This window comes from Bradyrhizobium sp. 27S5 (genome assembly GCF_037217225.1).
Lineage (GTDB): Bacteria > Pseudomonadota > Alphaproteobacteria > Rhizobiales > Xanthobacteraceae > Bradyrhizobium > Bradyrhizobium septentrionale.
Window position 1 is genome coordinate 2,540,238 of sequence record NZ_CP147714.1, and the last position, 13,901, is coordinate 2,554,138.

At 65.1% G+C, this 13,901-nt stretch carries 9 protein-coding genes; 7 read left to right on the forward strand and 2 right to left on the reverse strand.

Annotated features, from left to right (window positions below):
* Positions 1 to 165 precede the first annotated feature (165 nt).
* From WDM24_RS11915 to WDM24_RS11935, 5 genes are all read left to right on the forward strand, one after another.
* Entirely contained in the window at positions 166 to 1,929 is a 1,764-nt protein-coding gene (locus tag WDM24_RS11915; protein WP_338697995.1) for an ABC transporter ATP-binding protein, read from the forward strand.
* Between the two features lie 83 nt (positions 1,930 to 2,012).
* Complete coding sequence (locus tag WDM24_RS11920) at positions 2,013 to 4,214, forward strand: amylo-alpha-1,6-glucosidase (protein ID WP_338831355.1); 2,202 nt, start codon at positions 2,013 to 2,015, stop codon at positions 4,212 to 4,214.
* Between the two features lie 48 nt (positions 4,215 to 4,262).
* Positions 4,263 to 4,775, forward strand: a complete 513-nt coding sequence (locus WDM24_RS11925) for a PRC-barrel domain-containing protein (protein ID WP_224741510.1) — start codon at positions 4,263 to 4,265, stop codon at positions 4,773 to 4,775.
* Between the two features lie 88 nt (positions 4,776 to 4,863).
* On the forward strand, positions 4,864 to 6,102 hold the full coding sequence (locus WDM24_RS11930; protein WP_338698000.1) for an MFS transporter: 1,239 nt from the start codon (positions 4,864 to 4,866) through the stop codon (positions 6,100 to 6,102).
* Between the two features lie 224 nt (positions 6,103 to 6,326).
* A complete protein-coding gene (locus WDM24_RS11935; RefSeq protein WP_338831356.1) occupies positions 6,327 to 7,955 on the forward strand; it encodes a L,D-transpeptidase in 1,629 nt (542 codons plus the stop codon).
* Between the two features lie 108 nt (positions 7,956 to 8,063).
* Here the strand turns inward: WDM24_RS11935 and WDM24_RS11940 are convergent, their stop codons facing one another.
* Both WDM24_RS11940 and glgA read right to left on the reverse strand, forming a co-directional pair.
* Positions 8,064 to 9,122, reverse strand: coding sequence for a class I SAM-dependent methyltransferase (locus WDM24_RS11940; protein WP_338831357.1), 1,059 nt, complete (start codon positions 9,120 to 9,122; stop codon positions 8,064 to 8,066).
* A 181-nt stretch (positions 9,123 to 9,303) separates the two neighbouring features.
* Entirely contained in the window at positions 9,304 to 10,731 is a 1,428-nt protein-coding gene (glgA, locus tag WDM24_RS11945; RefSeq protein WP_338831358.1) for a glycogen synthase GlgA, read from the reverse strand.
* A 211-nt stretch (positions 10,732 to 10,942) separates the two neighbouring features.
* Between glgA and WDM24_RS11950 the strand changes: the two genes are divergently transcribed.
* Together WDM24_RS11950 and WDM24_RS11955 are read left to right on the forward strand one after the other, a co-directional pair.
* Positions 10,943 to 12,118: a CoA transferase gene (locus tag WDM24_RS11950; protein WP_338831359.1), complete on the forward strand. Its 1,176-nt coding sequence runs from the start codon at positions 10,943 to 10,945 to the stop codon at positions 12,116 to 12,118.
* 236 nt (positions 12,119 to 12,354) lie between these two features.
* Positions 12,355 to 13,896, forward strand: a complete 1,542-nt coding sequence (locus WDM24_RS11955; RefSeq protein ID WP_338831360.1) for an ABC transporter substrate-binding protein — start codon at positions 12,355 to 12,357, stop codon at positions 13,894 to 13,896.
* The last annotated feature ends 5 nt before the right edge of the window (positions 13,897 to 13,901 follow it).

The following is a 13,901-nucleotide window of genomic DNA, read 5'->3' on the forward strand; positions in this document are numbered from 1 at the left end:
CTGATGCCATCACGCTCCAACACGTTTTTGCCGACGCCAGCGTTGCAAAATTGTTGCGCAGTGATGGCTGCATCAAGGAACCCCGCCGCTGCTCTTCACGTCATCGTGCACGAGAGTTTCGACTAAAAATTTCTCGTTCACCCTCAACAGGTTTTGCAGGACGTCATGGACCATCTGTCAGGCTATGCGCATCGCCCCTTTCCCTTCGTGCTGCGCTATCTGCGCCGAAGGCTCCCGTCGCATGTCGTCATTCTGTCGGCGGTCGTCGCGGCGGTTGCCTGCTCGGTAGGCACGCAATACGGCGTCAAGAACCTGGTCGACGCCTTGTCGGCGGGGCCGTCGGCCGCGAATGGCGTATGGCTGGCATTCGCTCTGCTCATGTCGCTGATCGCAGCCGACAACTTCATGTGGCGGATCGCGAGCTGGACCGCGAGTTACACCTTTGTCAGCGTCACCGGCGATCTTCGCCGCGACATGTTCCGCCATCTCACCGGCCACGCGCCGAGCTATTTCACGGATCGGCTGCCGGGCATGCTGACCAGCCGGATCACGGCGACGTCGAACGCGGTGTTCACGGTCGAGAACATGTTCGTATGGAACGTGTTGCCGCCTTGCATCGCGACCTTCGCGGCCATCACCCTGGTTGGAACCGTCAGCGTGACAATGTCAGCAGTGCTGATCCTGATCGCAGGAACCATGGTGGCGATCATGTTCCGCTTGGCGGCCGCCGGCCGGCCGCTGCATGACGATTTCGCCAACAGAGCCGCGGCCGTCGACGGCGAAATGGTCGATGTCATCAACAATTTGCCGCTGGTGCGCGCGTTCTGCGGCCTCGGCTACGAGCACGACCGCTTCGACGCGACCGTCAATCGGGAACTCGTCGCGCGCGGCCGTTCCCTGCGCTACCTTGAGAAGCTTCGCCTTTTTCACGCCGGCGTGACCGTGATCCTGACGATCGCGATGCTGGCCTGGGCCCTCTCGCTCTGGCAGCAGGGCGCGGCGACCACCGGCGACGTCGTGCTGGTCTGCACGCTCGGCATCTCGATCCTCAGCGCCACTCGCGATCTCGCCGTTGCGCTGGTCGACGTCACCCAGCATGTCGCCCGGCTCACCGAGGCGCTGGCGACACTGCTGCAGCCGCACGAGCTGAAGGACCATCCGGAAGCCGAGGCGCTGGTGAAAAGCGGCGCGGCGATCGCCTTCAACAATGTCGGGTTCCGTTATCCCGGCGGACTTCAGGTGTTCGATCGCTTCAGCCTGCGCATCCAGCCCGGCCAGCGCGTCGGCCTGGTCGGCCAGTCCGGTGGTGGCAAGTCAACATTGTTTACCCTTCTGCAGCGCTTCTACGACGTCGAGCAGGGCAACATCACGGTCGACGGCCAGGACATCTCCCGCGTCACCCAGCAGAGCCTGCGCGCGGCGATCTCGGTGGTGCCGCAGGACATCTCGCTGTTCCACCGTTCGATCCTGGAGAACATCCGCTACGGCCGGCCCGATGCCACCGACGACGAGGTGCTGCGGGCGGCGATCGCGGCGCGCTGCGATTTCATCGAAACCCTGCCCGAGGGCATGAACACCATCGTCGGCGATCGCGGCGTCAAGGTCTCCGGCGGCCAGCGCCAGCGGATCGCGATCGCGCGCGCCTTCCTGAAGGACGCGCCGATCCTGCTGCTCGACGAAGCCACCGCGGCGCTCGATGCGGATTCCGAGGAGGCGATCCGCGAGGCGTTGTCGCGGCTGATGCGCGGGCGTACGGTGGTGGCGATCGCGCACCGCCTCGCGACGCTGCGCAGCTTCGACCGCGTGCTCGTGCTGCAGGGCGGCCGCATCGTCGAGGATGGTCCGCCCGATATCCTCGTGAAGGGAAGGGGCCCCTACCGCGACCTGGTCGCGCGCGAAATGGGCCGCCTGTCCACCAGCGCGGCCTGACCCCGCGTCATCAGGCCTGTTCTTGCGTTCCGGTGCGTTCGTTCGAGTCAGGAAAACGGCAATAGAAGTCGCCAGAGGTTCAGATGGCAGCTGACGTCGTTACGCAGATCATCACTGCTCGCATCACTGAGCACGTCGCCGAATCGCCGTTCTACATTCCGATGACCGGGCCCGCGGCGCGGCCGCGGCGCTCGCTCAAGCATGACGACACCTTCATCGTGCTCGACAGCCATGGCGATATCGGCGCATCGGCCGGCGGGCCGGACGGCCTGTTCAACGCCGACACGCGCTACCTCGCGCGGCTGGAAATGGTGCTGGAGGACGTGCAGCCGCTTCTGCTCGGCTCCAACATGCGCGACGACAATTCGGCGCTGACGGTCGACCTCACCAATTCCGACGTCTATCGCGACGACCGCCTGACGCTGCAGAAAGACACGCTGCACATCGTCCGCTCGATCTTCCTGTGGCGCGGCACGTTCTATCAGCGCATCGGCCTGCAGAACCACGGCGATCATACCGCGAGCTTCGATCTCACCCTGTTGTTCGACAATGATTTCGCCGATCTGTTCGAGGTGCGTGGCGAGCGCCGGCCGAGGCGTGGCATCGGCTCGAGCAAGCTATTGGGGCCGACCGACGTCGTGCTGGAATATTGCGGGCTCGACGAGCAGTCGCGGATCACCGCACTGCATTTCGATCCGCGGCCGACGCGGCTGTCGGTCAATGCGGCGACCTATCATTTCGAGCTCGAACCCGGGCACGTCACCTCGCTGTTCGTCGCGGTCTCCTGCAACAAGCCGATCATGCAGAAGCCGGTGCCGTTCTTCCGCGGGCTCCTGGCGCACCGCCGCGAGATGCGGAATTCAACGGCCGGTGCGGCCAGCATCGAGACCTCGAACAACATCTTCAACGAGGTGCTTTGCCAGGCGATGGCCGACCTCAACATGCTGATGACGGAGACGCCGCAGGGCCGTTACCCGTATGCCGGCATTCCCTGGTATTCGACGACATTCGGCCGTGACGGACTGATCACCGCGCTGCAGATGCTGTGGCTCGATCCGCGGATCGCCAAAGGCGTGCTGAAGCGGCTCGCGCTGTTTCAGGCCAAGACGGTCGATCCGCTGGCCGATGCTGCGCCGGGCAAGATCCTGCACGAGATGCGCGGCGGCGAGATGGCCGCGCTTCGCGAGGTGCCGTTCGCGCATTATTACGGCAGCGTCGATTCGACCCCGCTGTTCGTGCTGCTCGCCGGGCTCTACCTGGAGCGCACTGGCGATGTGGAGACGCTGCGCGAGCTGTGGCCGGCAGTCGAGGCCGGCTTGCAATGGATCGACGGCCCGGGCGATCCCGACCGCGACGGTTTCGTCGAGTACCAGCGCGCGACCGACGATGGCCTTCGGAACCAGGGCTGGAAGGATTCCTTCGACGCCATCTTCCATGCCGACGGAACGCTTGCCGAAGGCAATATCGCGCTGTGCGAAGTGCAGGCCTATGTGTTCGCGGGCAAGCAGCTTGCCGCCCGTGCGGCGCGCAAGCTTGGCTTTGCCGAAAAGGCCGCAAAGCTGGAAGCCGAGGCCGAGCGGCTGCGCGAGCGGTTTGAGGCGGCGTTCTGGTGCGAGGAGCTCGGTACCTATGCGCTTGCGCTCGACGGCGCCAAGCGGCAATGCAAGGTGCGCACGTCCAATGCCGGACAAACCTTGTTTTCCGGCATGGTGCGCGAGGACCGCGCGCGACGGGTCGCTGCCGACCTGATGAGCCAGAAATTCTTCTCGGGCTGGGGCATCCGCACCGTTGCCGCGGGCGAAGCGCGCTACAACCCGATGTCCTATCACGACGGTTCGATCTGGCCGCATGACAATGCGCTGATCGCGCTCGGATTGGCCCGATACGGCCTCAAGCATTCGGTCGCGCATCTGTTCAAGGGCCTGTTCGACGCCGCGAGCTATATGGAGCTGCGGCGGCTGCCGGAGCTGTTCTGCGGCTTCCGCCGCGAGCGCCGGCGCGGCCCGGTGCTTTATCCGGTGGCTTGCGCGCCGCAGGCCTGGGCGAGCGCGACGCCGTTCACGCTGCTGGAGGCGGCGCTGGGCCTCGAATTCGATACCACGCGCGGCGAGATCCGCCTGCGCGATCCGCGGCTGCCGGAATTCCTCAACGACGTGGTGTTGCGCGACCTCAGGCTCGGTGCGTCCAGCGTTGATTTGAGGCTGCGCCGCCACGGCGACGAAGTGTCACTCGAAGTGTTGCGCACGCGCGGCCAGATCCAGGTGTCGATCGTGCTGACGCATTGAGCGTCGTCACACGGCACGCGCGCGCCAGGAAATCGCGGGGAGAGGTACATGGGTCCGAGGTTCATGCTCATGCTGGTCGCAGCCGCGCTGCTGACATTCGCTGGTGTCCGCGCCGCCGACGATGAGACGCCGCCGGCAGCCCAGACGCCGCCAGCGGCTCCTGTGGTACCGAAGGAGCAGGCCAAAGAGCCGTCGAAGGAGCCTTCGCCGCCGCCGTCGGTCACCGTGATCGGCGCGCGCGATGCGCACGGCATTCTCGGGCGCGATGTGCGCAGCTCCGCCAATGAGGACATGGGCCGCATCGTCGACGTCATCGTCGATCGCGACGGCAAGGTCCGGGCCGCCGTGATCGATTTCGGCGGGTTCCTCGGCGTCGGCAGCCGCAAGATCGTGGTCGACTGGAACGCCCTGCGTTTCGCCGGCGTTTCCAGCAAGAGCGACAGCATCACGCTGGACCTGAACAAGCAGCAGGTGAGCGCTGCGCCGGAATACAAGGAAGATACGCCGCTGATCGTGCTGGGCGCGGCCGGCAGTCTCCATCCATGGGATTACGAACATTAGGGGGCTCGAGCTGGTCGCGCGTCCGAACTCTTCCTTCGAGACGGTTGGCGACGGTCGTGGCGAGCGATCAGCCGGCGGCACCAAAATTGTGCCGCGTGTCCCCGATCAGCCCAGTCCCGAGGAATCGCGCACGCCGTCGCGCGAAAGCCAGCGCGGGCTCGACTGGTTCATCTTCTTTCTGGCCGACGTGCAGACCGGCTTCGGCCCGTTCATCGCGGTCTATCTGACGACGCAGAAATGGACCCAGGTCGAGATCGGCTTCGTACTTTCGATCGGCGGTATCATCGGCCTGCTTGGCCAGATGCCCGGTGGGGCGATCGTCGATGCGGCGCGCTCGGAGCGGGTGGTGGCCGGCTGTGCGGTGGCCGCGATCGGCGCCAGCGCGCTGGCCTACGCGCTGTGGCCGATCTTTCCCGTGGTGACGCTCGCCGCGACATTGCACGCGCTCGCAAGCTGCGTGCTCGGTCCGGCGATCGCCGCGATCAGCCTCGGGCTGGTCGGACCGCTTGCGATCGGCGAGCGGCTCGGCCGCAACGCACGCTTCGCCTCGCTCGGCAGCGGCTCGGCCGCGGCGCTGATGGGCGCCTGCGGCTACTTCCTGTCGAGCCGCTCGGTGTTCCTCGTCACCTTCATCCTGGTGATCCCGACCCTGTTGTCGCTGGTGCGGATCCGCGAGCGCGAGATCGACATCGCGCAGGCCCATGGTGAGGTGAAGCGCGAGGTTCCGGACAAGCGCGCCACCAGCGTCGTCGGCCTGGTGCGGCAGCGGTCGCTGCTGATCTTTGCCGGCGCGATGATGCTGTTCCAGCTCGCCAATGCCGCGATGCTGCCGCTGATGGCGGGCGTGGTCACGACGCGGTCGAGCCAATGGGCGCCGGTCCTGATCGCCGCCTGCATCATTGTGCCGCAGGCGATCGTCGCGTTGTGCTCGCCCTCGGTCGGTCGCAAGGCTCAGGCCTGGGGCCGCCGGCCGCTGCTCCTGATCGCGTTCGCCTCGCTGGTGATCCGCGGCCTGCTGTTCGCGACGGTGCGCGATCCCTATCTGCTGGTTGCGGTGCAGATTTTCGACGGCATCACTGCGGCGATCTTCAGCGTGATGGTGCCGCTGATCGTGGCCGACGTCGCGTTCGGCAGCGGCCATTTCAACCTGGCGCAGGGCATTGTCGGCACCGCGGTCGGCATCGGCGCCTCGCTCAGCACGGTGCTGGCCGGCTATGTCAGCGACAAGCTCGGCAGCAGCACGGCCTTCATGGGCCTGGCCGGCGTTGCGGGGTTCGGGCTGTTCGTGATCTGGCTGGTGATGCCGGAGACGCGGCGGACGGCATGACGGCGAGGCACTGCCGCGGCGCCATGCGCCGATACCTTCCAGACCAGGGATATCGGCGACGATGGGGCGGTTTTGCCGTGCCGCACCCTTCCTCCTGCATGCGCCGTCATATATGAGTGATTTGCTGCTGGAACGCGCCGATGCTCCGCCGGATTAATCAATCCAAAATCGCGATCTGGTACGGATCGACGCAGCGCGAGCAGGCATTTCGACCGAGGAATGGCATGGTAAATCGAACGACGACGGCGCAGACCACCGGAGCGATGCGGCGTTGGGGGCATCCCGCCTTTGTGACCTTCGCGGCGATGGTCACATTTGCGGCACTGACCGGTGGCGCCGCTGCGAAGCAGCAGCGTCCCGAGCCAACCGTCGAGGCAACCGCGCCGCGCACCGCGGGCGAGCCGATCATGGCGATCGTGTCGATCAAGGCCCAGAAGGTCACCTTCTACGACGCCGACGGCTGGATCTACCGCGCGCCGGTGTCGAGCGGCGTCAAGGGCCGCGAGACGCCGGCCGGCGTCTTTGCGCTTCTTGAAAAGGACAAGGACCACCACTCGACCCTCTATGACGATGCCTGGATGCCGAACATGCAGCGCATCACCTGGAACGGCATCGCGCTGCATGGCGGGCCGCTGCCGGGATATGCGGCCTCGCATGGCTGCGTGCGGATGCCCTACGATTTCGCCGAGAAGCTGTTCGACAGGACGCGAATCGGGATGCGGGTGATCATCGCGCCGAACGATCCGGCGCCGGTCGATTTCACCCACCCGGCGCTGTTCGTGCCGAACGCGCAAGCCATCGCGGCTGCTCCGGCGCGCGCCCAGACGCTTGCTCGCGAGGCCGCGGATGCCGCGAAGGCGGCCGACGAGGCGAAGAAGGCCTCCACGGCCGCGACCAAGGAAGCTGCACTGTTCACGCCTGCGTCACTGCGCAAACTGGAAAAGGCCAAGACTCGTGCCGATGCCGAGGTTGCGTTCGCCGACAAGACGCTCGCCAATGCCAAGACCGATCAGACCCGGGCGCGCGCCGAGGATCTGAAACAGAAGGCCGCCGCCAGGGCCGCGGAAGCGACCACGCAGTTCGAAGCGGCCCAGGGCGACGCCAAGCCGAAGCTCGACGCCGCGGCAGCCGCAAAGGACGCCGCCAAGGCGGCCGAGACCAAGAAGGCCGACACCGCGAAGGCGGCGACCGAGGCGAAGCTCGCACTCGAGCCGGTCTCGGTCTACATCAGCCGCGCGACGCAGAAGCTCTACGTCCGCCGCAACACCCACAAGCCGTGGGCTGATGGCGGCGAGGTGTTCGATTCAAGCATCGAGGTTCCCGTCACGATCCGCGATCCGGACAGGCCGATCGGCACGCATATCTTCACGGCGATGGCGCGTAACGACACCGGCCTGCGCTGGACCGAGGTGACGATCGACGAGGGCGACAACGCCAAGGATGCGCTCGACCGCGTCACCATCCCGCAGGACGTGCTGGATCGCATCGCGCCGACCGTGGTGCCGCGGTCTTCGATCATCATCTCGGACGAGCCGCTGAGCAGCGAGACCAACTACCGCACCGAATTCGTCGCCGTGCTGAGCAACCAGCCGCAGGGCGGTTTCATCACGCGCAAGCCCACCCGGCCCATGATGCCCGACGACATGGTTGCGAGCAACGAGGACGGTTTCGGCTTCTTCTATCAGCGCAGCTGGAATCCCCAATCCGGCACCCAATACGGCGTGCCCCAGTACGGCAGCCGCCAATACAGCAATCCGCAGTACGGCAATCCTCAGATTTATGGCAATCCTCAAGCCGCCAATCCGCGCCGGCGCGGCGGCCAGCCCTACTGGCAATCGCAACAGGACTGGTAGCAGGGCGCCGACGGCGTAGGACGCCAGCCGAGGAATCCGACTAACCCTGTGTGCATTGGACGGCGGCGTGATGCCGCCGTCCAACTGCGCAGTCCGGTAGCCTCCGCGTTACGGGCGAGCTTCCAGGATCAAATTGAACGGCGTTTCCGCCGCGCGGCGGAAGCGGGAGAAGCCACCCTGGCGCGCCACCTCGCGCAGTCTTGCCTCTCCGGCTTGGGCGCCGAGCGCAAGCCCGACCTCCTGGTCCAGCGAGGCAGGGGTGCAGATCATCGTCGAGGCGGCGTAGTAGACGCGTCCGATCGGATTGAGGTTGTCCTCCAGCCGGTCGTTGGCGAACGGCTCGATCAGCAGGCAGGTGCCGTCATTTGCGAGGGTGGAGCGGGTGTGCTTGAGGGCGCCGACCGGATCACCCATGTCGTGCAGGCAGTCGAAGAAGCAGACCAGGTCATACCCCTTGGCCGGGAATGTCTTCGCGGAATGCGTTTCGAAATGGACGCGGTCCGACAATCCCGCCTCCTTCGCCGACATCAGCGCCGCCTGGATCGAGCCGTCGTGATAGTCGAAGCCGTAGAAGGTGGACTTCGGAAACGCCTCCGCCATCAACCGCGTCGAGACGCCGTGGCCGCAGCCGACGTCGGCGACGACGGCACCTTTCTTCAGCTTGTCGACGACGCCCTCGAGCGCCGGCAGCCATTCCTGGACCAGATAGTGCTTGTAGCTGGTGCGGAAGAAGCGGGCGGTGCCGCAGAACAGGCACTCGCTGCGCTTGTTCCAGCCGACGCCCTTGCCGGTCTTGAACGCGTCGGTAATTTTCGGCTCGTCGAGGAAGGTCGCGCCGACCAGGCTTCCGACGGCACCGAGGAACACCGGGCTCTCCTCGTCGGCGAGCGCGAGCGCCTGCTCGGGCAGCATCGAGAATTTTCCGGACGCCTTGTCGTATTCGATGTAGCCGGAGGCGGCCTGCGCCGAGAGCCATTCCTGAACGTAGCGCTCGGCCGTTCCGGTTGCCTTGGCCAGCGCCGCGGCATTCATTGGTCCTTGCTGCGCAAGAGCCTTGTAGAGTCCGAGCTTGTCTCCCAGCAGCATCAGCGAGGCGTTCATCGCCGCGCCGACATCGCCGATCATCTTTCCCATGAATGAATTAAGGCGCTCCTCGTTGACGTCCATGATGTTCCTCCATCGCAATCGCGTTTGGCCAAAAGTCCATCATTCGCAATTTCACGCATGCGTCGTCGTACAGCCATGGGGCGACGCGATCGCATGAAAGGTTCGGCGCAATGAAGCGATTGTTACTGGGCTGCTGGGATCCCAGATGGGCTCGATGTCACAGGCCTGCGAGGCGGGCGGCCTACGCCGCCGCCCGCAGCATGACCAGCCTCTTGTACAGCGCGCTGTAGCAGGCGGCCGACAGGTCCCAGCTGTAGGATTTGGCCATCGCGCTGGAGCGCATGGCGTTGAGGCGGTCCTTGGCGCGATAGGCGTCGAAGGCGCGCCTGACCCCGCCGAGGAAGGATTCTGCCGACGGCTGCGGGAACAGGAAGCCGGTCTCGCCGTCGGCGATGGTTTCGGCAAGGCCGCCGGTCTGGTGGCCGATCGGCAGCGAGCCGAAGCGCTGCGCATACATCTGGCTGAGACCGCAGGGCTCGAAGCGCGACGGCATCAGGGTGAAATCGCTGCCGGCGAAGATCCGGCGCGCCTGCGCGTCGTTGAAGCCGATGATGACGCCGATCGCGTCCGGGCGGCGCCGGTGTGCGGCAACCAGCGCGTCCTCGAGGGCGGGCTCGCCACTGCCGGTGACCACGATCTGGCCGCCATCCCTGATGATCTGATCGGCGGCCGACAGCACGAGGTCGACGCCCTTCTGATGCACGAGCCGCGCAACCAGGCCGAAGATCGGCCCGCGTGAGACCGCAAGCCCGAACTGCCGGCGCACATAATCGGCGTTGGTCTGCTTGCCTTTCCAGTCGCCGGCGCCGAACGGCTGCGCCAGCTGCGCGCAATGACGCGGGTCCCAGCTCTCGTCGATGCCGTTCAGGATGCCGGTCAGCTGGTCGGCGTCGGAGCGGACGCGCAGCACGCCCTCCAGCCCGCAGCCGAGCTCCGCGGTCGTGATCTCCTTCGCATAGGTCGCGCTGACCGTGGTCAAATGCGAGGCGTAGATGAGGCCGCCCTTGAGGAAGGAGAGCTTGTCGTAGAACTCCAGCCCGTCGATGTGGAAGGAGCTTTCCGGTGCGCCGATCCGCCGCAGCGAGTCCTTCGGAAACAGGCCCTGATAGGCGAGATTGTGGATGGTCAGGATCGACGGAATCCGCAGCTGACGCCATGCAAGGTAGGCCGGTGTGAGCGCGGCCTGCCAGTCGTTGGCGTGAACGAGGTCGGCTGCCCAATTCTTGTCCAGCGTTCCGGCTGCAAGTTCGGCAGCGGCGGAGGCGAAGCGACCGAAGCGGATGTCGTTGTCCGGCCAGTCGCGGCCGGACTCATCGCCGTAGGGATTGCCCGGCCGGTCGTAGAGTTGCGGGCACAGCAGCACGTAGACCGGCATGCCGTCCTTGGTCGATGCGCGCCCGAGCGTGCAGGCGGGCATCTCGGCGAGCGCAGGGCATTGTCCAACGATTTCAATGTGAGTGAATTGCTCGACCACGTCCCGGTAGCCAGGAAGCATGATCCTGACGTCGCTCCATGGGCGGAGCGCCCGGGGGAGTGCAGCGGAAACGGCGGCAAGCCCGCCCACGCGGACGAAATCGTCCATCTCCGTCGTGACGAATAAGACCTTCAACAAGCGCCCTCGTTCCAGCCCGTGACAGGGCTATGCAAGATCGGGTCCAATCTGCCTTTGAGTAAAATGCAAGACGGCCCGCGGGTCCGGTCTGGACGAGACGCTTTCCTGTCAGGGCGGCTCACTTTAGGGTCGCGCGGCGCCGAACAATGAGAACCACGCGGTGGAGGAAGCCTTGGCCACGACAATAGCTGCTGACGATGAGGGGAATTTGACACGAAGCTTCGACGGCCTTCGAGTGCTGGATTTTTCGACCACGATCGCCGGACCTCATTGCACGCGGATGCTCGCCGACATGGGCGCGGAGGTGATCAAGATCGAGTCCGCCGAAGGCGAGACGATGCGAACGCGGCCGCCGCTGCGCAACAATTGCTCGACGGCGTTCGGCCAGCTCAATGTCGGCAAGAACAGTCTTGTGCTCGACCTGAAGTCGCCCTCCGGCGTCGAAGCCGTGCGCCGGCTGATCGCGACCGCAGACGTGCTGGTGGAGAATTTCCGCCCCGGCGTGATGCGGCGGCTGAAGCTCGACCATGCCTCGATCAGGGACATCAACCCGAAGCTGATCTACTGCTCGATCTCCGGCTACGGCCAGACCGGCCCGTCGGCGGAATTGCCGGCCTACGCGCCGGTGATCCATGCGGCTTCGGGTTATGAGATGGCGCATCTCGCCTATCAGCCGGGCCGCAGCCGGCCGGACTATTGCGGCATCTATCACGCCGATGTGCTCACCGGCGTCTATGCCTTCGGCGCGATCTCGGCGGCGCTGTATCAGCGCAGCGCCAGCGGCAAGGGCCAGCATATCGACGTCTCGATGCTGGAATCGATGCTGAGCCTGACCCTGAACGAGTTGCAGTGGTCACAATTCGAAGTGAAGCAAACGCAGCGCCCGATGTTCGGCCCGATCGAAACCACCGACGGCTATGTGATGGTGGCGATCGCCAGCGAGAAGACGTTCCAGAACCTGATGCGGGTGATCGGCCATCCCGAATGGGTCTCCGATCCGCGCTTCGCCAGATATTCCGATCGGCGGGAGAACTGGGCGGGCCTGATGGAGGGCGTCGAAGCGTGGTCGCGCGCGGTGAGCACGCAGGCCTGCCTCGCCGCGCTCAATGAATATGGCGTGCCGTCGTCGGCCTATCGCACCGTGCGCGAAGCGCTCGCCGATCCGCAAATCGCCCATCGCGGCGCGCTGGCCGAGGTCGAGGACGGCGGCGGCGCCTTCAAGGTGCTCAACCTGCCGTTCCGCATGTCGGGCGCGACGGTCGGCGCCGCCAAGCGGATGTCGACGCTCGGTGAGCACACGCTGTCTTATTTGAAGGAGATCGGCCTCTCCGACGATCAGATCGCGGGCTTCGCAGCGCAACCGGCAAAAGCCGCGCGCAGTTAGAGCATGATCCGGACCCGGAGGGCCGCGTTAGCGCAAAGTGGATACCGGTTTTCCGAAAGATCATGATAAAACAAGTCGACGAGATCATGATGCGATCTTGCGTGATCGCATCGTGATCTCCCTGCGGCCTTTCATCCGTATTACGGTCTTGTCGCGCGCGGCGATTCCGGACAAGCTGCCGCCCAACACACGACGATCCGGAACACCGGACGTCGCCCACCTGGGAGGGAGCATCGATGAATCTGGCCGGGCGCGCGCACGCCGTTGCGCGCATATTTCTTGTGGCGGGATTAGCTGCAGCAGCGTTCGCTGTGCCCGCCAGCGCGCAGAAGCAGGGCGGCACGCTCTCCGTCGGCCAGGAGCTGGACATTCCAGGCTTCGATCCGCTCAAGGTCGGCGTCTACGACACATCGGCCAACACCGCAGCAGCCGCGATCTTCGATACGCTGACCTCGCTCGACGCCAAGGGTGAGGTGCAGCCGAAGCTTGCCGTATCGTGGGCGCATTCCGAGGACTTCAAGACCTGGACCATCAAGCTGCGCCCCGGCGTCAAATTCCATGACGGCACGCCGTTCAATGCGCAGGCGGTGAAGGAGAATTTCGACCGCCAGAAGGACCCCGCCAACAAATGCCGCTGCGCGTTCTACATCACGAACATCATCAGCGTGAACACGGTCGACGACCTGACGGTGGTCTACAATTTCACCGACCCGGCGGTGAACTTCCCGGCGACGCAGACCATTCAAAGCTCCAACAACGTCATGCAGTCGCCGACCGCATGGAAAACCAAGGGCGACGACTACAACCGCAATCCGGTCGGCACCGGTCCCTACATCCTGAAATCCTGGACCGCCGGCGACCGTATGGTGCTGGAAAGGAACCCGGACTACTGGAACAAGGGCAAGCCTTATCTCGACCGCATCATCCTGAAGCCGCTGCCGGACGCGCAATCGCGCTTTGCTTCGCTGCAATCCGGCGAGGCCGATATTATCTGGGACGACGAGTACGACGCTGACAATATCGTCAAGGCGCAAAAGGATCCGAGCCTGTTCGTGAATTCCTATGCGGGCTCCGGCGCACAGGTCTACGCGTTCAATACCAAGACGCCGCCGTTCGACGACATCCGCGTGCGCCAGGCGCTGGTGATGGCGCTCGACCGCAAGAAGATATCGCAGGCGATCACCAACGGTCTCGCCCGTCCAGCCAGCAATCCCTATGGCGACGGCTCCTGGGTCAAGTGCAAGGACGACGGCGCGCTGCCGGAAGACGCCGCGAAGGCCAAGGCGTTGATTACGGACTACGGCAAACCGGTCGAATTCAAGATGATCGTGTCGGCGACGCCGCGCGGCCGCACCGTCGGTCAGGTGCTGCAGCAGCTCTGGAAGCGGGTCGGCGCCAACATGGAGATCGAGCAGGTCGACCAGGCGACCATCGTGCCGCGGGCCTTCATGCGCCAGTTCCAGCTGACGCCGTGGCGCATCGTCGATCTCGCCGATCCCGATCCGCAGATGTATGCCAATTTCCGCACCGGCAGCCCGGTGGCGCTCGCGAACTACTCCAATCCGGAGCTGGATCGGCTGCTCGAGCATGCGCGAACCACGGCCGACGTCGCCCAGCGCACCGAGGACTATTGCGCGATCAGCCGTCTGATCAACAAGGAGGCGATCTGGTTCTGGACCTTCCAGAACACCTACTACTCGATCTCGAGCGCGAAGGTGAAGGGCGTACCGAAGATGTTCAACGGCGTGCTCGACGTCTCCGAGGCCTGGAAGGAATAGCGCTT